This is a genomic window from Saccharopolyspora sp. 7B, from assembly GCF_020177435.1.
Lineage (GTDB): Bacteria > Actinomycetota > Actinomycetes > Mycobacteriales > Pseudonocardiaceae > Saccharopolyspora_C > Saccharopolyspora_C gregorii.
In genome coordinates this window covers 95,850-113,815 of the sequence record NZ_JAIUKC010000002.1, presented here as the reverse complement: position 1 = coordinate 113,815, position 17,966 = coordinate 95,850, and the positions used below count along the sequence as shown (strand labels likewise).

Below are 17,966 nucleotides of genomic sequence, written 5' to 3'. Positions count from 1 at the left end.
CCGGCCCCGTCGCTCGCGCGCTGCGGCGGGGCCCCGCGCCCCCCCCCCCCCCCCCCCTCCCCCGCGCCCCCCCCCCCCCCCCCCCCCCCCGGCCGGGGGGGGGGCCCCCCCGCGGCGGGAAACCGCAGGCCGCCGGGTGTCCGGTGTGCACCGGTCGGTCGCTTCCGGGCGGCAGCGGTTCCCGCCGGGGCGGCACCGCGGTCGGATCCTCACAGCTCCAGCACGAGCTTCGGGCTCCGCGCCCGGCCCACGCAGATGAGCATGGTCCCCTCCTCGTCGTGCTCCGCCGGCGACAGGAGCGTTCCCCGGTGGTCCGGTTCCCCCTCCAGCACGCGGGTCTCGCACGTGCCGCAGTAGCCCTCCTGGCAGGACGACGGGATGTCCGGGCGGACTTGCTGCACGGCCGACAGCAGGGACTGGTCGGCGGCGACGGTCACCGTCGTCCCGGTCTCCCGCAGCTCGACCTCGAACGCGGAATCGCCGGTCGGGTCGGGCGCGTCCCCGGCGGCGGCGAAGCGCTCCACGTGCAGCCGGTCGGAGATCGCCGTTCGCTCGCACGCCGCGGCCACCGCGTCGAGCATGGCGGCGGGCCCGCAGCAGTACAGCCTGGCCGTCGCGGGCAGTTCGGCGACGATCCGCTCGACGTCCGGCCTGCCCCGCTCGTCCTCAGGCACGATCGAGACGCGGCCGGGGTGCGCGGCGGCCAGTTCGGCGGCGAACGCCATCGCCGCGCGGGTCCGCCCGCCGTACACCAGCCGCCAGGGCGCGCCGCGCCGGTGCAGCTCGTCGAGCATCGCCTTGATCGGCGTGATCCCGATACCTCCCGCGAGCAAGACGTGCTCGGGCGCGTCGTGCAGCGGGAAGTGGTTCCGCGGGGCGGATCCGGTGATCTCATCTCCGACGCGCAGCCGGTCGTGCAGCTCGACCGATCCGCCGCGGCCGGTCGCCTCGCGCAGCACGCAGACGGTGTAGGCGCGCCGGTCCCCCGGGTCGCCGCACAGCGAGTACTGCCGCACCGCGCCGGACGGGAGCCGCAGGTCGAGGTGCGCGCCGGGTTCCCAGCCGGGCAGTTCGCCGCCACCGGTGGCGGTGAACTCCAGCAGCAGGACCCCGTCGGCCACCTCGGACCTGCTTCGCAGCGTCAGCTCCAGCGGAGCGCTGGTCGCGGTCATCGTGGTGCTCGCCTCCTTCGTCGGGGGCGGGCGGCGCGGGAGGGCCGCGCCACCCGCCGCGCGGTCAGCGGGTGTCAGACGTCCGTCGGCCGGTCGCGGGAGACGCGGATCATCGCGGTGATCAGCTCGTCCCGGCGGCGGGACAGGGCGTCGACCGATTCGGCCGGGGCGAGCCCGCGCACCAGGTTCCGCGCGGTGTCCGCGTCCAGGTGCGGGCGGCCGAGGTCGTCGAACCACCGGTTGAAGCTGTCCGCGTAGCGCTCGCAGAAGGCGGCGAGACCGCCTTCCCCCGCGCCCAGGTGGAACAGCAGCGTCGGCCCCATCGCCGCCCAGCGCAGGCCGGGCCCGGCGGAGACGGCGGTGTCCACGTCCGCGACGTCGGCCACCCCCTCGTTGACGAGGTGGACCGCCTCGCGCCACAGCGCGGCCTGCAACCGGTTGGCCACGTGCCCGGGCACTTCGCGCTTGAGCTCGATCGTCACCTTCCCGACCGATTCGTAGAACGCGCGGGCCCGGTCCACCGCACCCGGCGCGGTCCGGTCGTTGCCCACCACCTCGACCAGCGGGATCAGGTGCGGTGGGTTGAACGGGTGGCCGAGCACGAACCGGGAGGGGTCGCGCCAGCCGCCCTGCATCTCGGTGAGGGTCAGCCCGGATGCGGACGACGCCACCAGCGCGCCGTCGCCGAGGGCGGGTTCGATGGCCGCGTAGAGCTCGTGCTTGATCGCGATCCGCTCGGGAACGCTCTCCTGCACGAATTCGGCGCCCTCGACGGCGGTGAGCGCGTCCCGGGTGAACTCCAGCGCGTCCGGGTCGCCGCGGTCGGCCAGACCGAGCTCGGTCAGCACGGGCCACGCGGTCGCCACCGCCCGGCGGACCCGCTGCTCCGCGGCCGGGTCCGGGTCGAACACCGCGACCGGCCTGCCCGCGGCGAGGAACAGCGCCGTCCAGCTCTGCCCGATCACCCCGCCACCGAGGCTCGCCACCCGGCCGGTGCCGGAACCTCCTTCAGAACCCGACATGGTCCGCTCCCTTCAAGGCGAGGCGGCGGCGGGCTTCGGCCGGGGTCGCGACCGAGTGCCCGAGGGATTCGACGATCCCGCGGATCTTGCGGACCTGGTCGGCGTTGGACGCGGCCAGCTCACCGGGACCGATGAACAGGCTGTCCTCCAGCCCGACGCGGAGGTTGCCGCCGAGCATCGCCGCCTGGGTGGCGAACGGCATCTGGTGCCGCCCGGCGGCGAGCACCGACCACTCGTAGGAGTCGCCGAACAGCTTCTCCGCGATGGTGTGCAGGTGCAGGAGGTTGTCCAGGTCCGCGCCCGCGCCGCCCAGGACGCCGAAGACCAGCTGCACGAAGAACGGCGGCTGGACCCAGCCCTGGTCCACCAGCCACGCCAGGTTGTAGAGGTGACCGAGGTCGTAGCACTCGAACTCGAACCGGGTGCCGTGCTCCCCGCCGAGCTCCTTCACGATGTGTTCGAGGTCGGCGAAGGTGTTCTTGAAGACCAGGTCCCGCGTCGATTCCAGGAATTCCGGTTCCCAGTCGTGCTTCCACCGGTCGTGCTTGCGCGCCATCGGGAATATCCCGAAGTTCAACGAGCCGACGTTGAGCGAGGCCATCTCCGGCGAGGTCGCCTTCGCCGCGCGCAGCCGGTCGTCGCGAGACATGCCGAGCCCGCCGCCGGTGGAGATGTTCACGACGGCGTCGCACTCGGCGGCGATGCGCGGCAGGAAGTTCTGGAACAGCTCCGGCCGCGGGTCGGGCCGCCCGGTCTCGGGATCGCGGGCGTGCAGGTGGACGATGGCCGCGCCCGCTTCGGCCGCGTCGACGGCGGCCCGGGCGATCTCGTCCGGGGTGATCGGCAGGTGCGGCGACATCGTCGGTGTGTGGATGCCGCCGGTCGGTGCGCACGTGATGATGATCGGTTTCGGCATGCAGCCTCGATCCTGTCGGGGGCCGGCGGTCAGGAGGTGGGGCGGTTCGCCGCCATCGCCGCGTAGGCCTCCAGCACGAGCCCGTGGAAGTGGTGGACGCCGTGCTCGGACAGCCCCGGCTGGCGCTCCGGGTCGTAGACGATCCGGCCCTGGTCGAACGCCGGTGATTCCATGCCCCGCTGGACGCTCTCGACCAGGTCGATGTCCTGCACCTGGAGCACGTCGTCGATGTAGTCGACGGATTGCTGCTCGACCTCGGTGAGTTCGGTGCTCTCCAGGTAGAAGTCCCAGGTCTCCAGGCTGCGGTCCGGTCCCGCGGGCAGGATCTGGAACACCATGAAGTTGCCGCGCCCGGGATAGCGCAGCAGGCAGGTGTTCGGCCAGAGCCACCACACCGCGTGCTCGGTGACGGTGGCGCCCGAGACGTCGTAGGCGGTGTTCGCGGACTTGCCTGCGTCCGCGAAGTGGCTCGACCAGATCCCGTGCGTCTTCACGTCGTAGGTGTCCATGTCGACCAGCGACACGAACTCCTTGTGCGCGACGTGGCAGTGGTAGCACTCCAGGAAGTTGTCGATGACGTTCTTCCAGTTGGTCTTCACGTCGTAGTGCAGGCGCTTCGCGTGCGTGAGCCCGGCGATGTCCGGGGCGCGTTCGGTGATCTGGGCCGCGAGGTCGGGGGCCTGCTCGGCCAGCGGCGCCGCCGACGGGTCGAGGTTGACGTACACGAACCCGCAGAACTCCTCCACCTGGACCTGGTCGAGGCAGATCTCCGACTTGTCGAACGCCATCCGGTCCGTCTGCCGCGCGCCGACGAGCGCACCGGTGAGGTCGTAGGTCCACGCGTGGTACGGGCAGACGAGGGTGCGGGCGGTGCCCGAGCCGGACACCAGTTCGTGCGCGCGGTGCTTGCAGACGTTGTAGAAGGCGCGCAGCCGCCGCTGCCGATCGCGCACGACGACGATCGGGCGTTCCGCGACGGTCGTGGCCACGTAGCCACCGGGTTCGGCCAGCTGCTCGACGTGGCAGACCCACTGCCAGGTGCGGCTGAAGATCGCTTCGAGGTCCGCGCGGTGCCACTTCGGATCGGTGTAGGCCTCCGCCCGCAGCGACATCGAGCGGCCGGGATCCGCGTCGTAGCCCTGCGAGACCGACTTGAGTTCGTCCGTGGTGAGAGTCGTCATGGCCACGACCATAGGGCTGTTTGTACGACCGTTCAATGCCCTGTTCTATTTCAAACCGCCGACACGTGGACGTTTTCCCTTCCACCGCAAGCGGTTCCAACTGCATCGATGCCGCATTGCTGGACATGCGTTCAACGTATGGACCATGATGGCCGCGAGCGAGACGACGGCCGGGAGGACGATCATGACCGAGTACGCAGTTGTCGACCCCGCGAGCAGAGAGCTGATCTCCACGACCCCGGTCGACTCCGACGCCGCGCTCGCCACCGCCCTGGGGACCGCCGCGGAAGCGCAGCGGTCGTGGTTCCGCACGACCACGGTGCGGCAGCGGGCCGAGCTGGTGGCACGGGTCGGTGACCTGCACGCCGAGCACCGGCGGGAACTCGCGGACATCATCGTCCGCGAGATGGGCAAGCCCGTCGACCAGGCGCTCGGCGAAGTCGACTTCTGCACCGACATCTACCGCTACTCCGCCGAGGTGGCGCCGTCCTGCACCGCCGACGAGGAGATCATCGTCGACTCCGGCCGCGCGCTGGTGCGCACCCAGCCGCTGGGCGTTCTGCTCGGGATCATGCCGTGGAACTACCCGGCGTACCAGGTCGCCAGGTTCGCGGCGCCGAACCTCGCGCTGGGCAACGCGATCCTGCTCAAGCACGCCCCGCAGTGCCCCGAATCCGCCGCCTTCCTGCAGGAGTTGTTCCGCGAAGCGGGCCTGCCGAGCGGTACCTACACCAACATCTACGCCGACACCGACCAGGTCGCGCGGTTGATCGCGGACCCGCGGGTCGCCGGGGTCTCGCTCACCGGGTCCGAACGGGCCGGACGCGCGGTGGCCGAGATCGCCGGGCGCCACCTCAAGAAGGTGGTGCTGGAACTCGGCGGCTCCGATCCGTTCGTGCTGCTGGGCAGCGACGACCTCGACGCCGCCGTGGCCGCGGCGATCGCCGCTCGGATCGACAACGGCGGGCAGGCCTGCAACGCCGCCAAGCGCATCATCGTCGCCGACGACCTCTACGACGACTTCGCGGACCGGTTCGTCCCCGCCTTCACCGCCATCGAACCCGGTGATCCGACGGCGCCCGGCACCGCGCTCGGCCCGCTGTCCTCGACGGCCGCCGCCGACCGCCTGGAGGAGCAGGTGCAGCGCGCCGTCGAGCACGGCGCGACCGCGCACCGGGGCGGGACTCGGCGCGGGAACTTCTTTCCGCCGATCGTGCTCACCGGGGTGGAACCCGCCAACCCGGCGCACCACGAGGAGTTCTTCGGTCCCGTCGCCGTCCTCTACCGCGTCCCCGACGAAGAAGCCGCGATCAGCACCGCGAACGACACGCCCTTCGGCCTGGGCTCCTACGTCTTCACCCCCGACCACGAGCAGGCGATGCGCGTGGCCGACCGGCTGGAAGCGGGGATGGTGTTCGTCAACGAGGTGGGTGCGGAGAGCGCGGAACTGCCGTTCGGCGGGGTGAAGGCCTCCGGCACCGGTCGCGAGCTCGGCCGCCTGGCGTTCGCCGAGTTCGTCAACAAGAAGATGATCCGCGTTCCCTGACCGGCCGCCGGCCGGGAGCGGCGCGGGGGGATCGTCGCCTGCGCAGCACCGAACGCGGCGCCGGAGGCCGCGAGCCGGGCACGGCGTCCGCGGCCCGGCGTCCGCGAGCCGGACCCGACGTCGGCGAGCTGGGCACGGCGTCCGAGAGCCGGGCACGACGCCCGCGCGCGCCTCGGCATCGGCGACCACCACCCGGCGCTCGGGTACCGGCTCCCCCGCCGGACCCGGGCCGCAGCCGCGCCGCGGCGGACCGGCTGAGACCTGGCTCACCTCGCGCCCGGGCGGGGACCGGATGATCGCCAGGAGGTACCGGAACCGGTATCTTCACCCGTGGCATCGAACGGGACGTGGAGCGCGACAGTGAGAGCAGGCGGACCGCCGGAGCGGGGCATCGACCAGTCGACGGCCAGCATCGCCCGGGTCTATGACGTCTTCCTCGGCGGCAAGGACAACTACGCGGTGGACCGGGAGGTCGCCGGTGCGGTGATCGACCAGATCCCGCAGACGCTGTCGTTCGCCCAGGAGCACCGGGCGTGGCTCATCCGGGTGGTGCGCTTCCTGGCGAAGGCGGGGATCGATCAGTTCCTGGACTGCGGTTCGGGCCTGCCCACGCAGGAGAACACGCACCAGGCCGCGCAGCGGTTCAACCCCGAATCCACCGTCGTCTACGTGGACAACGACCCGATCGTCGCCGCGCACGGCCGCGCGCTGCTGGAGGAGAACTCCCGCACCCACTTCGTCGACGGCGACCTGACCGAACCGGACCGGTTGCTGGCCGACCCGCGGATCACCGACCGGCTGGACCTGAGCCGCCCCGTGGCGCTGATCCAGTGCTCGACGATCCACCACGTCACCGACGAGCAGCGCCCGCACGAGATCGTGCGGCGTTACGTCGACGCCCTGCCCTCGGGCTCCTATCTCGCGCTGACCCACTGGCACGATCCCGCGGACGGCGGTGCGGGCAGCGGCATCGCCCGCTACATCTCCGAGACGTTCCGGAACAGCTCGATGGGGTCGGCCAACTTCCGCTCCCGCGACGAGATCGAGCGGCTGTTCGACGGGCTCGAATTCGTCGAGCCCGGCCTGACCCTGCTGCGGGACTGGTGGCCGGACGGCCCGAACCTCGCCCCGGCGGAACCGGTCGACGAGATCGTGCTCGCCGGGGTCGCCCGCAAACTGTGATCACCACCGCGGCGGGGTCCTCGCCGCGGTCGTCCTGCCCGCGGCCCTCCATCCGGCGAGGTGGTGCTTGCGCTCGCGACCGAGCGGTGCGGGTCAGCCGGGCCGGTGCCCGGGGGTGCGGGCGGTGGCGGTGTTGCGCGCGGCGAGCAGCGCGAACGCCCGGGTGAGCTCGGGCGGGTGGAGCACGTCGACGTCGGTGTCGAAGCGGTTCAGCGAGGCCGCCAGCGCCACCCAGGACCAGGAACCGACCTCGATGCCGCACCGGTCCGGCCCGAGGTCTTCGACGATCCCGTCACCCGCGAACGGGAGGACCTCCCGGGCCGGCCGGTGGAGCACGACCTTGCCCGTGCAGGGCCAGCGGTTGTGCTCGGCGGAACCCTTGAAGCGGGCGGAGACGTACTCGGCGACGTCCCCGCCCGGGATCGGGCGCGGGGTGAACCGCGGCCCGGTGGGGGTGCTCGGCGTGACCCGGTCGGCCCGGAACAGCCGCCAGTCCTCGTGGTCGAGGTCCCAGGCGACCAGGTACCAGCGCCCGTGCGAGGTCACGAGGTGGTGGGGTTCCACCCGCCGCCGCGGGCCCGGTTCCGCGGCGGCTTGCGGCCGGCTCGCGTAGTCGAAGCGCAGCACCTCGCGGGCGCGGATCGCGGTCGAGACCGCGAGCAGCACCTCGGGCGGCGCGTCCCCCGCTCCCCCGCCGCCGGGGAGGGCGGTGAAGGTGAGCGCGTCGAAGCGGTGGCGCAGGCGGGAGGGCATCACCTGCCGCACCGTGGTCAGCGCGCGGACGGCGGGCTCCTCGATGCCCGCCCCGGTGGCGGTGGCGGCCCGCAGGGCGACGGCGAGCGCGATGACCTGCTCGTCGTCGAACAGCAGCGGCGGCAGCTCGTCCCCGGCGTCGAGGTGGTAACCGCCCTCCGGGCCCATCGTGGCCCGGATGCGGTAGCCCATCTCCCGCAGCCGGTCGACGTCGCGGCGCACGGTGCGCGGGCTGATGCCGAGCCGGTCCGCGAGCAGGGAGCCCGGCCAGTCGCGCCTGGTCTGCAGCAGCGACAGCAGGCGCAGCAGGCGCGAGGTGGTCGTGGTCATGGGATCGACCCTAGTTCTCCGTGTAGGACCAGAACCGACCTACACGGCGGCGAGGGTGGGTCTCGACCGGGAGAGCCCCGGCGAGATCCACACTCGGGAACGCACATGACCCTGACCACGACCACCCACCTCAACTTCCGCGGGGACGCCCGCGCTGCGCTGGAGTTCTACCGGTCCGCCTTCGGCGGCCGGCTCACGATCACGACCTACCGCGACGTCGGCGCCCCCGGCGACGCCCCCGGTGCCGACGACGTCGTCTTCGGACAGGTCGAGGCCGACAACGGCTTCCGGGTGATGGCCTACGACGTCCCCGGCGTCCGGGACGGTTCCGCGGCCGCCACCGGTTCCACCCGCCGCGAGAACGGCGCGACGATCACCGACCAGCCGTTCTTCGTCTCCGTGCGCGGCAACGGGCTCGACGAGGTCCGCGCCTGCTGGGAGAAGCTCGCCGAGGGCGCCTCGATCGTGGAGCCGCTCGCCGCTTCGGCGTGGAGCCCGGGCTTCGGCATGCTCACCGACCGGTTCGGGGTGACCTGGAGCATCGACGTGGCCGCCGCCCGCGACGCCGCGTGACCGCGCGGGGGGGGGCGGGGGGGGGGGGGCGCCCCCCCCCCCCCCCCCCCCCCCCCCCGCCCGGAACCCTCCGCAGCCCCGTCGAACGGACAGCACCCATGAAGACGCGCCCCCTCGGTCGCACCGGAATCGCCGTGAGCCCCTACTGCTTGGGCACCATGATGTTCGGCCCGGCGGGCAACCCCGATCCCGCCGACTGCCACCGCATCGTCCACCGCGCGCTGGACGCCGGGATCAACTTCATCGACACCGCCGACGTCTACGGGTACGGCGCCACCGAGCCGATCGTCGGAGCGGCCATCAAGGGACGGCGCGACGAGGTCGTGCTGGCGACGAAGTTCGGCGGGCCGATGGGCGACGACCCGAACCGGCGCGGCGCCTCCCGCCGGTGGATCGTCACCGCCGTGGAGGAATCGCTGCGCAGGCTCGACGTCGACCACATCGACCTGTACCAGATCCACCACTTCGACCCGGCGACGGACCTGGAGGAGACCCTCTCCGCGCTGACCGGCCTGATCACCAGCGGCAAGGTCCGCGCCATCGGCTCGTCCGGCTTCCTCGCCGCGGACCTCGTCGAAGCCCACCTGGTCGCCGAACTGCGGGGCCTGGCCCGCCTGCGCACCGAGCAACCCCCGTACTCGATCCTGGCGCGCGGCATCGAGCGGGAGGTGCTGCCCGTCTGCGCCCGGTACGGGATGGGCGTGCTCACCTGGAGCCCGCTGTCCTGGGGCCTGCTCACCGGGAAGTACCGGCGGCCGGGCACTCCCGTCTCGCCCGGCCGCGCGCGGTGGGGCCCGCGGCACATGACCGACGAGGCCAAGCACGCCGCGGTCGAGCGGCTCGCCGTCCTCGCCGAGGAGGCCGGGATCTCGTTGACGCACCTGGCGATGTCGTTCGCCACCACCCACCCGCACGTCACCTCGGTGATCATCGGGCCTCGCACGCTGCCGCAGCTCGACGACCTGCTCGCCGGGCGCGACGTCGTGCTCGACGACGAGGTCCTGGACCGCATCGACGGGATCGCCGCGCCGGGGACCGACACCGGCGTCACCGACGTCGGGTACCGGCCCGCGCCCCTCGACGACGCCGCGCTCCGCCGCCGCCCGCCCCGGGACCGCGGGGCGCGGTGACCCCGGTCCGGGAGGGCAGGCGCGGACCGTCCACATCGGACCGCGTTCCGGGGCGGCCCTCCGGTCGAGGAGCCGGGTAGCGCTCCGCCCGGTCGTGGCGGGGGTGCCGGACCCGGGAGGTCAGCGGCGGATCCGAGGGCACCGGTGGTGGCGAAGCGGACGTTCCACCCCCGCTTGTGGCCTGGCCACAGGTCGATCGGCGCAACTCTGGAGGCGCACCCAAAGTCCTGCGCTGTGCTCGTAGTCACACTCATCCGAGCAGATCGACTCAACGGGGAGCGAGGAAGCCATGTACGACCACATCGTTGTCGGCGCGGGTTCGGCGGGGTGCGCGTTGGCCGCCCGACTGACCGAAGACCCCGGCGTGACCGTGGCACTGGTCGAAGCCGGAGCGGCGGACACGGCCGACGAGATCCACATTCCCGCGGCGTTCAGCTCGTTGTTCAAGAGCCGCTGGGACTGGGACCTGGACACCGAGCCGGAACCGGAGCTCGGCGGGCGCCGCGCCTACCTGCCGCGCGGCAAGATGCTCGGCGGCTCCAGCTCGATGAACGCGATGATCTACATCCGCGGCAACCGCGCCGACTACGACCAGTGGGCGGCCGACGGGGCCACCGGCTGGAGCTACGACGAGGTCCTCCCCTACTTCAAGAAGGCCGAGGGCAACGCGCGCGGCGCCGACGACTTCCACGGCGCCGACGGACCGCTCACCGTGTCCGAGAGCCGGTCGATGAACCCGCTCTGCGACGCCTGGGTGGACGCGGCCGTCGAAGCCGGCTTCCCGCACAACGAGGACTTCAACGGCGCCGACCAGCTCGGCGTCGGCCGCTTCCAGGTCACCCAGCGCGAGGGCATGCGGTGCAGCACCGCGGTCGCCTACCTGCGCCCGGCGCTGGAGCGGCCCAACCTGACCGTGATCACCGGGGCGCTGACCCGCAAGGTGCTCTTCGAGGGCAACCGGGCCGTCGGCGTGGAGATCAGCCGCGACGGTCAGGTCGAGGAGCTGCGCGCCGAGCGCGAGGTGATCCTCAGCGCGGGCGCCTACGGTTCCGCGCAGCTGCTGCTGCTCTCCGGCGTCGGCCCGGCCGCGCAGCTCGCGGCGTTCGGCATCCCGCTGCTCGCGGACCTCCCCGTCGGGGAGCGGTTGCAGGACCACTACATGGTGATGCTCAACTACCTCACCGACCGCGAGACGCTGATGACGGCGGCGAGCCCGGAGAACGCCGCGGTGACCCGCGAGACCCTCGTCGAGATCGGGCCCGGCGACGTGGTGATGGGGTGCCTGCCGCTGTTCCACGTCTTGGGGCTCACCTGCGGGCTGATCGCCTCGGTGCAGGCGGGGGCCTGCCTGACGCTGATCGCGCGCTTCGAGGGCGCCAAGGCGCTGGAGGTGATCGAGCGCGATCGCGTCACGGTGTTCGAGGGCGTGCCCACGATGTACTCCGCGATGCTGCACGCCGCGGGCGACGCCGACCTCACCACCGTGCGGTGCTGCATCTGCGGTGGCGCACCGCTGCCCGTCGAGCTGCTGCGGGCCTTCGAGGAGACCTTCGGCTGCGTGATCCTCGAAGGCTACGGCCTGTCCGAGAGCTCGCCGGTGGCGTGCTTCAACCACCCCCACCTCGAACGCAAGCCCGGTTCGATCGGCGTGCCCGTGCGGGACGTCTCGCTGCGCGTGATCGACGACGGCGGGCGCGGCGTCCCGACCGGCGAGGTCGGCGAGATCGTGATCAAGGGTCCGAACGTGATGAAGGGCTACTGGGGGCTCCCCGAGGTCACCGCGGACACGATCGTCGACGGCTGGCTGCGCACCGGGGACCTCGCGGTCTGCGACGAGGACGGCTACTTCACCATCGTCGATCGGAAAAAGGACATGATCATCCGCGGTGGCTACAACGTCTACCCGCGGGAGATCGAGGAGGTCATCTACGAGCATCCGGCCGTGGCCGAGGCTGCGGTGGTCGGCGTGGCGCACCCGGAGCTCGGCGAGGAGGTGGTCGCCGCGATCGCGCTGAAGCCGGGTGCGATGGCGACCGCGGACGAGATCCGCGAGTTCGTGAAGGCCCGCGTCGCCGCGTACAAGTACCCGCGCCAGGTCTGGGTCACGGCGGAGCTGCCGAAGGGGCCGACCGGCAAGCTCCTGCGCCGCGAGGTCCGCACGGCGCGGCCCGCGGAACCCTCCCCCAACCCGGCCTGACGCGGCCGCGCACCCGCCGCGGGGGCGCCGCACGGGTGCTCGGCGGCGCGCCCGCGCGGGAGCGGGGGAACGCGCTCCCGTCCGCCGGGGCGCACGCCGACGGCCGGGCCGAGGACGCCCGGGAGCCGACCGCGCCCGCCGCACCGGGTGCTGCCGGAACGCGGGCGGGTGCGGTGGTTAAGATGACCGTGGTTGAGCAGTCAGCCACCCAGGATCAGAACCGGTGCCGGTCCGGCGTCGCTGATCCGTGCGCGATGCGGAACCCGTTCCCGGGCCGTCCCGTCGCGGGGCGGAAGCTGCGCGCTGACCGGGGCGAGACCACAGTGGAGCGCGCAGCACATGACCACCCCGGACCCGACCGAGAACCCGACCGAGACCGGTCACCGAGCGGAATCGGCACCACCGCGGTTCCGCGTGCAGGTCTCGTACCCCGACCGCGAGTCGATCGTCGTCGAACCCGGCGGGGAGATCGACGCCGAGACCATCGACCATCTCGAAGAAGTCCTGTGGCCGCGCCTGTCGGCCCAGGTCCGGACCATCGTCGTCGACCTGAGCGGCGTCGGTTTCCTGAGCGTGGCGGGGATGCAGCTGCTGAAGCAGGCCCACCTGGACGCGCGGTCCCGCGGGGTCGAGCTCCGGCTGGTGACCGCGCACCGCGAGGTCACCCACGCGCTGGAGGTGGCCGGGCTCGACACCGCGATGCGGTGCTTCCCCACCACCGCGCAAGCCCTGGCCCGCTTCGACGAGGGCTGAGCCGCGGCGCGGGCCCGCGTCACCGGCCGCACGACCGGCGGCGCGGGCCACCCGGGCGGTCCTGGTCAGCGGACGGCGAGTTCGGCCAGCAGCGCGGCGGTGAGGGCGGAGCGTTCGAGCATGCCGCTGATCGTGGCGTGCTCGGTGCGGGCGTGCGCGCCGCCGCCGACGGCGCCGAGACCGTCGAGGACCGGGATCCCGGCGGCCACCACGAAGTTCCCGTCGCTGGCGCCGCCGACCGCGACCTCCCGCAGGTCCACGCCCAGTGGTTCGGCGCAAGCCCGCGCCAGGGCGAAGAGCTCGCCGACCTCGGGGGTGCGCTCGAACACCGGCCGGTTCCAGTCGCCGGTCACCGCCAGCTCCACGTCGGGGTTCACCGGCCGGAGGTCCGCCAGCAGGGCGGTGATGCGGCGGCGTTCCGCTTCCCCGCCCACCCGCACGTCGATCCGCGCGGTGGCCCGGCCCGCCGTCACGTTGGCGCCGGTGCCGCCCTCGATCACGCCGACGTTCACCGAGGTGCCGGCGTCGAGGTCGGTCCACCCGTGCAGGCGCAGCACCTGGTGGGCGAGTTCCTGGATCGCGCCGGCGCCCGCGGCCGGGTCGAGGCCGGCATGCGCTTCCTCGCCGGTCGCGGTCACGGTGAACAGGCCGACGCCCTTGCGCGCGGTCTTGAGCGCACCGTCCGCGCTGGCCTCGAACACGAGGGCGGGCCGGGCCTTCGCGGCTTCGGCGACGATGACGTCCGAGGACGCGAGGCTGCCGGTCTCCTCGTCACCGTTGAGCACCAGCGTGAACGCGGGCCGCGGCAGCCCGAGCGCGTCGAGGGCCCGCACCGCCCACACCGCCTGCACCAGCCCGGCCTTCATGTCGAACACGCCGGGGCCGGTCATCCGGTCGCCGTCGACCTGGAACGGCCAGTCGGCGAGGGTGCCGGTGGGCCACACCGTGTCGTAGTGCGCGAGCAGCAGCACCGGCGAGCCGGTGCCCGCGTAGTGCCGGACCAGCACGTCACCGGTGGTCTCCCGCAGCAGCCATTCATCCGAAGTGGACGGACCGAGCCTGCGGTCGAGCCAGTCGCGCACCCAGTGCAGGCAGGTGTCGAGCGCGGCCAGGTCGTCGCTGGAGCTCTCGTGCCCGACGTACTCGGCCAGGTCGGCGATCATCTCGTCCCGGTGCGCGGCCAGCCAGGCCGCCACCCCGGTCACGCCGGGCTCCGCACGAGCTCGCCGAGTTCCGCGATGCGGCGCTCGGACATCGAGTCCGGGTCCGCTTCGAGTTCGCGGAGCACGCCCAGCAGCGCCCGCAGCCCCGGCGCCGCCACGCCGACGCGATCGGCCTCGTCGAGCACGGTGGCGTAGTGCGTGGTCACCTCGACCGCGCGCCGGCGCACCGCGAGGTCGCGCCAGATGCCGCTGCGGTTCTTCGGCTGGGTGCGCAGCCAGGAGGTCAGCCGTGCCAACGCCTCCGCCCGCGTCCCCGCACCGGCGCCCCGGACGAACGCGTCCGGCTCGAACGCGTCGAACGGTTCGAGCCGAACGCGCAGCGCGCGGGCGACGTCGAACACCTCCGCGGCCAGCGCGCACATCGTCTCCGGGTGCCGGTCGATCAGGTCGGCCATCGCGTCGTCGGCGAGCGCGGTCGCGGCGAGCATCGCGCCGAAACCGGCCTTGGCCCACAGGAAACCTTCGACGTTGTCGCTGACCTGCGCGGGGCCCCAGGCGCGCAGGTCGCGGGCGAGCAGCCGCACCCGATCGGACACCGCTGCGCCACCGGGCTCCCCCACCACCAGCGCACCGGAACCGCCGTCGGAGATCACCCCGGGCGCGGTCCGGTCGGCGAAGATGTTGACGAACGCCGCGATGGTGCGGGGCCAACCGATCCGCTCGGCGAGCACCGGCTCGTTGAACCCGTTCTGGACCGACACCACGTAGCCGTCGTCGGCCAGGCGCGGGGCGACCCAGTCGGCCGCCGCCCCGGTGGCCTGCGCCTTGACGGCCAGCAGGACCCGGTCGAGCCGGCCGGTGAAGTCCGCGGGCGTGGTCGCGCGCACGGGGACCTCGCCCCGTCCGCCCGGGTGGTCGAGGCGGAGCCCGTGGGCCCGGACTGCGGCCACGTGCTCGGGGTCGGCGTCGATCACGGTCACCGGGTGCCCGGCCCGCGCCAGGTGGTAGGCGAGGGTGCCCCCGATCGCGCCACCTCCCAGCACGGCGTACGAAGCACGGCTCATCCCTCGCGTCCTTCCTGCTGTTCTTCCTGCGGTGGCCACAACTTCGGCAGGTGCGCCGCCCCGGCACCGGAGCCGCCGTCCACGCGCACGACCTCGCCGGTGATCCACGACGAATCGGGGCCGGCCAGCCAGCGCACGGCGCGCGCGACGTCCGCGGGTTCGCCGGGCCGCCCGAGCGGGTTCACCGACACGGCCGCGGCGTAGTCGTCGGCGACCGGGTTGCACTCGCTGCCGACCGCCACGAAACCGGGGCTGACCGCGTTGACCCGGATGCCGTGCGGGCCGAGTTCGAGGGCGGCGGCCCGGGTCGCCATCTCCAGCGCCGCCTTCGAGCTGGCGTAGGGCCCGCCGCCCGGCCGGGTCCGCAGCGCCGCCCCGGAGGAGATGTTCACGACCGCACCGCCGCGTCCCGCCGCGATCGCGAGCTTCGCGAACGCGGTGGTGGCCAGCACCGGGGCGCGCACGTTCAGCGCGAACACCCGGTCCCACCGCCCGGCGTCCACGTCCAGCATGTCCAGCGAGGGGTAGATGCCGGCCGCGTTGACCAGCACGTCCACCGGCGCCCGGCGCCACGCCTGGTCGAGGACCTGTTGCGGCGCCCCGGGTTCGGCGAGGTCGGCGGTCACCGGGAAGCCCGGCGCCGCGGCCAGCCGCTCCCCGTCGATATCGACGGAGGTGACCGCGCAGCCCTCGCGGGCGGCGAAATCGGCCGCGATCGCGCGCCCGATCCCGCTCGCGGCACCCGTCACGAGCACGTGGGTCATCACGCGAACTCCCGATCCTTGGTCTCCGGCATGGTCAGGTAGATGACGAGCGAGATCAGCGCCGCCCCGGACACGTACAGCCACAGCAGGTCGTGGTGCCCGATGTCGTTGAGCCAGGTCGTGATGTACGGCGCGGTCCCGCCGAACAGGGCCACCGACAGGGCGTAGGGCAGCGCGATCCCGGTCGCCCGGACCTCCGGCGGGAACTGCTCGGCCATGATCACCGCGCAGTTCGCCGAATAGCCCAGCACCAGCAGCATTCCGGCCAGCTGCACCGCGAACACGCTCAGGAAGCTGTTCTGCAGCAGGTGCAGCAGCGGCCACGACAGCACCACGAACCCACCGGCGAACGCGGCCAGCGTGGGCTTGCGCCCCACCTTGTCCGAGAGCAGGCCGACGAACGGCAGCAGCACCACGAACACGACCAGGCACAACGTCTGCGACAGCAACGCCTGCGAGAGCGGGATCCCGGTCACCAGGTTCGCGTAGGTCGGCAGGTAGTTGACCCAGATGTAGTAGGTCAGCGTGCCCGCGACGGTGATGCCCGCGACGCGCAGCGCGGCGACCGGGTGGTCGACGAACATCGTGCGCAGCGGGTTCGCCTTGGTCCGCCCGCTCGATGCGGCCGTGGTGAACGAGCCGGTGTCCTCCACCGAGGTCCGCAGCCACAGCCCCACCAGGCCGAGCAGGCCGCCGAGCACGAACGCGGCTCGCCAGCCCCAACCGTGCAGGGCCTCCTCGCTCAGCGCCGAGGTGGCCACGGTGCCGATCAGGGACGCGATCAGCACGCCCCCGGCGACCGAGACCTGTTGCCAGGAACCGGCGAACGCCCGCCGCCCGGCTCCCGCGGACTCCACCAGGAACGCCGCGGAGGAACCGAATTCGCCGCCCGCGGCGAAGCCCTGCAGCAGCCGGGCGAGCAGCAGCACCACCGGCGCGAGCAGGCCCACGGCCGCGTAGGTCGGGGTGAGCGCGATCAGGAACGACGCCCCCGCCATCAGCCCGATGGTGAGCGCGAGGCCCTTCTTGCGCCCCTGCCGGTCGGCGTAGGCGCCGAGCACCGCGGCCCCGATCGGGCGCATCACGAAGCCGATCGCGAACACCGCCAGCGTGGACAGCAGCGCCACGGTCTCGTCGCCCGCGGGGAAGAACTCCACCGCGATGATCTTGGCGAACACGGAGTACAGCGCCCAGTCGACCCATTCGACGGTGTTGCCGATGGTGCCCGCGACGATCGCCTTGCGCTGGGCGGGGGTGGTCTTCGCGGTGGCGACCGCTGCCGAGCCGATCATGGTGTCGCTCCAAGGGGATCGAGCCGCCCGAGCTCTGCGCGCGCGGTGGCCGCGAGCTCGGCGTGAGTGGCGAACCAGACGTCGTGGTGCGCCCCGATGTGGTCGAGCAGTTCCCGCAGCACCACCAGCCGCGAGCGGTGGCCGATGACGTGCGGGTGCATCGTCAGCTGGAACACGCCGCCGGTGCGGTGGGCCGCGTCGAACTCGTCGGTCCAGATCTCCAGCACGTCCCGCGGGCGGGTGTGCGGGCGAACAGAGCCGTAGCGGTCCATGGTGAAGTACGGGGCGTCGTCCCGGATCCAGTCGACCGGGATCTCCACGAGCCCGGTCGCCGCGCCGTTCGCCACGATCTCGTACGGTTCGTCGTCGGCCATCAGCGACGAGTCGTACTCGAACCCGAGCTCGCGGATGACGTCCAACGTGGACTCGCTGAAGTCCCAGGACGGGGTGCGGATCCCGACGGGCCGGACGCCGGTGAGCTCGGCGAGGACGTCGATCGCCCGGACGTTCAGCGCCTTCTCGTCCTCCTTGCCCAGCAGGGTGTTGCGCTCGTGGATCCAGCCGTGCACCCCGATCTCGTGCCCGGCCGCCGCGTAGTCCTTCGCTTCGCCGGGGTGCAGCAGCGCGGACACGCCGGGCATGAAGAACGTCGCCGGTGCGCCGAAATCGGCCAGCACCTCCAGGACCCGACCGGCCCCGACGCGCGATCCGTACTCGCCCTGCGCGAGCCGGCCGGGGCTGGTCTCCGCGTCCCGCAACGGGATCGTCTCGTGATCGGAGTCGAAGGACAGCGCCACCGCGACGCGCGCGTCGCCCGGCCACCGCCGCGGGACGAGCCGCCGCCCGGCGCGCACCGCCTCGACGTGGCCCCGCCAGGTGTGCTCCGGCCACTGCCACGCCGGAGCCGGTTCGGTTGCGGACACGGGTC

The 17,966-nt window shown here is 72.9% G+C and carries 16 protein-coding genes; 6 read left to right on the top strand and 10 right to left on the bottom strand.

Annotated features, from left to right (window positions below; translation table 11 throughout):
• Positions 1-209: 209 nt before the first annotated feature.
• The 4 genes from LCD33_RS00455 to LCD33_RS00440 form a co-directional block, all read right to left on the bottom strand.
• Positions 210-1,172 (bottom strand): PDR/VanB family oxidoreductase, encoded by a 963-nt coding sequence (locus tag LCD33_RS00455; RefSeq protein WP_224957353.1) that lies wholly within the window; start codon positions 1,170-1,172, stop codon positions 210-212.
• Between the two features lie 74 nt (positions 1,173-1,246).
• Positions 1,247-2,194: a 3-hydroxyacyl-CoA dehydrogenase NAD-binding domain-containing protein gene (locus LCD33_RS00450; protein ID WP_224957352.1), complete on the bottom strand. Its 948-nt coding sequence runs from the start codon at positions 2,192-2,194 to the stop codon at positions 1,247-1,249.
• On the bottom strand, positions 2,181-3,110 hold the full coding sequence (locus tag LCD33_RS00445) for a 3-keto-5-aminohexanoate cleavage protein (RefSeq protein WP_224957351.1): 930 nt from the start codon (positions 3,108-3,110) through the stop codon (positions 2,181-2,183). The genes LCD33_RS00450 and LCD33_RS00445 overlap by 14 nt, the downstream gene beginning before the upstream one ends.
• A 29-nt stretch (positions 3,111-3,139) precedes the next feature.
• A complete protein-coding gene (locus LCD33_RS00440; protein WP_224957350.1) occupies positions 3,140-4,291 on the bottom strand; it encodes an aromatic ring-hydroxylating dioxygenase subunit alpha in 1,152 nt (383 codons plus the stop codon).
• 184 nt (positions 4,292-4,475) lie between these two features.
• Here LCD33_RS00440 and LCD33_RS00435 point away from each other — a divergent pair, with 184 nt between their 5' ends.
• Positions 4,476-5,837 carry an NAD-dependent succinate-semialdehyde dehydrogenase gene (locus tag LCD33_RS00435; protein WP_224957348.1) on the top strand — a complete coding sequence of 454 codons (1,362 nt, stop codon included), beginning with the start codon at positions 4,476-4,478 and terminating at the stop codon, positions 5,835-5,837.
• Positions 5,838-6,197: 360 nt separating this feature from the next.
• Positions 6,198-7,019 (top strand): SAM-dependent methyltransferase, encoded by an 822-nt coding sequence (locus LCD33_RS00430; protein WP_224957346.1) that lies wholly within the window; start codon positions 6,198-6,200, stop codon positions 7,017-7,019.
• Between the two features lie 93 nt (positions 7,020-7,112).
• On the opposite strand, the gene LCD33_RS00425 is transcribed toward LCD33_RS00430, so the two are convergent.
• Complete coding sequence (locus tag LCD33_RS00425; RefSeq protein WP_224957345.1) at positions 7,113-8,102, bottom strand: YafY family protein; 990 nt, start codon at positions 8,100-8,102, stop codon at positions 7,113-7,115.
• Positions 8,103-8,207: 105 nt separating this feature from the next.
• Here LCD33_RS00425 and LCD33_RS00420 point away from each other — a divergent pair, with 105 nt between their 5' ends.
• The 4 genes from LCD33_RS00420 (at position 8,208) to LCD33_RS00405 (ending at position 12,755) form a co-directional block, all read left to right on the top strand.
• Entirely contained in the window at positions 8,208-8,675 is a 468-nt protein-coding gene (locus tag LCD33_RS00420; RefSeq protein WP_224957344.1) for a VOC family protein, read from the top strand.
• Positions 8,676-8,773: 98 nt separating this feature from the next.
• Positions 8,774-9,805, top strand: a complete 1,032-nt coding sequence (locus LCD33_RS00415) for an aldo/keto reductase (RefSeq protein WP_224957343.1) — start codon at positions 8,774-8,776, stop codon at positions 9,803-9,805.
• Positions 9,806-10,094: 289 nt separating this feature from the next.
• Complete coding sequence (locus tag LCD33_RS00410) at positions 10,095-12,002, top strand: GMC family oxidoreductase N-terminal domain-containing protein (RefSeq protein WP_224977377.1); 1,908 nt, start codon at positions 10,095-10,097, stop codon at positions 12,000-12,002.
• A 339-nt stretch (positions 12,003-12,341) separates the two neighbouring features.
• Positions 12,342-12,755 carry an STAS domain-containing protein gene (locus tag LCD33_RS00405; RefSeq protein ID WP_224957341.1) on the top strand — a complete coding sequence of 138 codons (414 nt, stop codon included), beginning with the start codon at positions 12,342-12,344 and terminating at the stop codon, positions 12,753-12,755.
• Between the two features lie 65 nt (positions 12,756-12,820).
• On the opposite strand, the gene LCD33_RS00400 is transcribed toward LCD33_RS00405, so the two are convergent.
• From LCD33_RS00400 to LCD33_RS00380, 5 genes are read right to left on the bottom strand one after another with little or no spacing between them, the layout of a single operon-like run.
• A complete protein-coding gene (locus LCD33_RS00400; protein WP_224977376.1) occupies positions 12,821-13,960 on the bottom strand; it encodes a M20 family metallopeptidase in 1,140 nt (379 codons plus the stop codon).
• Positions 13,957-14,982, bottom strand: a complete 1,026-nt coding sequence (locus LCD33_RS00395; RefSeq protein WP_224977375.1) for a ketopantoate reductase family protein — start codon at positions 14,980-14,982, stop codon at positions 13,957-13,959. The genes LCD33_RS00400 and LCD33_RS00395 overlap by 4 nt, the downstream gene beginning before the upstream one ends.
• On the bottom strand, positions 14,979-15,746 hold the full coding sequence (locus LCD33_RS00390; RefSeq protein WP_224977374.1) for an SDR family NAD(P)-dependent oxidoreductase: 768 nt from the start codon (positions 15,744-15,746) through the stop codon (positions 14,979-14,981). The genes LCD33_RS00395 and LCD33_RS00390 overlap by 4 nt, the downstream gene beginning before the upstream one ends.
• Positions 15,746-17,038: an MFS transporter gene (locus LCD33_RS00385; RefSeq protein WP_224977373.1), complete on the bottom strand. Its 1,293-nt coding sequence runs from the start codon at positions 17,036-17,038 to the stop codon at positions 15,746-15,748. Before LCD33_RS00385 ends, LCD33_RS00390 begins: the two co-directional genes overlap by 1 nt.
• Positions 17,035-17,961, bottom strand: a complete 927-nt coding sequence (locus LCD33_RS00380) for a polysaccharide deacetylase (RefSeq protein ID WP_224965895.1) — start codon at positions 17,959-17,961, stop codon at positions 17,035-17,037. Before LCD33_RS00380 ends, LCD33_RS00385 begins: the two co-directional genes overlap by 4 nt.
• Positions 17,962-17,966: the final 5 nt, after the last annotated feature.

Bases quoted from the DNA above. Each gene is read 5' to 3' on its own strand.
- LCD33_RS00420 (WP_224957344.1), top strand. From the start codon at position 8,208: ATGACCCTGACCACGACCACCCACCTCAACTTCCGCGGGGACGCCCGC.
- LCD33_RS00450 (WP_224957352.1), bottom strand. From the start codon at position 2,194: ATGTCGGGTTCTGAAGGAGGTTCCGGCACCGGCCGGGTGGCGAGCCTC.
- LCD33_RS00445 (WP_224957351.1), bottom strand. From the start codon at position 3,110: ATGCCGAAACCGATCATCATCACGTGCGCACCGACCGGCGGCATCCAC.
- LCD33_RS00415 (WP_224957343.1), top strand. From the start codon at position 8,774: ATGAAGACGCGCCCCCTCGGTCGCACCGGAATCGCCGTGAGCCCCTAC.
- LCD33_RS00410 (WP_224977377.1), top strand. From the start codon at position 10,095: ATGTACGACCACATCGTTGTCGGCGCGGGTTCGGCGGGGTGCGCGTTG.
- LCD33_RS00435 (WP_224957348.1), top strand. From the start codon at position 4,476: ATGACCGAGTACGCAGTTGTCGACCCCGCGAGCAGAGAGCTGATCTCC.
- LCD33_RS00455 (WP_224957353.1), bottom strand. From the start codon at position 1,172: ATGACCGCGACCAGCGCTCCGCTGGAGCTGACGCTGCGAAGCAGGTCC.
- LCD33_RS00385 (WP_224977373.1), bottom strand. From the start codon at position 17,038: ATGATCGGCTCGGCAGCGGTCGCCACCGCGAAGACCACCCCCGCCCAG.
- LCD33_RS00425 (WP_224957345.1), bottom strand. From the start codon at position 8,102: ATGACCACGACCACCTCGCGCCTGCTGCGCCTGCTGTCGCTGCTGCAG.
- LCD33_RS00395 (WP_224977375.1), bottom strand. From the start codon at position 14,982: ATGAGCCGTGCTTCGTACGCCGTGCTGGGAGGTGGCGCGATCGGGGGC.
- LCD33_RS00440 (WP_224957350.1), bottom strand. From the start codon at position 4,291: ATGACGACTCTCACCACGGACGAACTCAAGTCGGTCTCGCAGGGCTAC.
- LCD33_RS00390 (WP_224977374.1), bottom strand. From the start codon at position 15,746: ATGACCCACGTGCTCGTGACGGGTGCCGCGAGCGGGATCGGGCGCGCG.
- LCD33_RS00405 (WP_224957341.1), top strand. From the start codon at position 12,342: ATGACCACCCCGGACCCGACCGAGAACCCGACCGAGACCGGTCACCGA.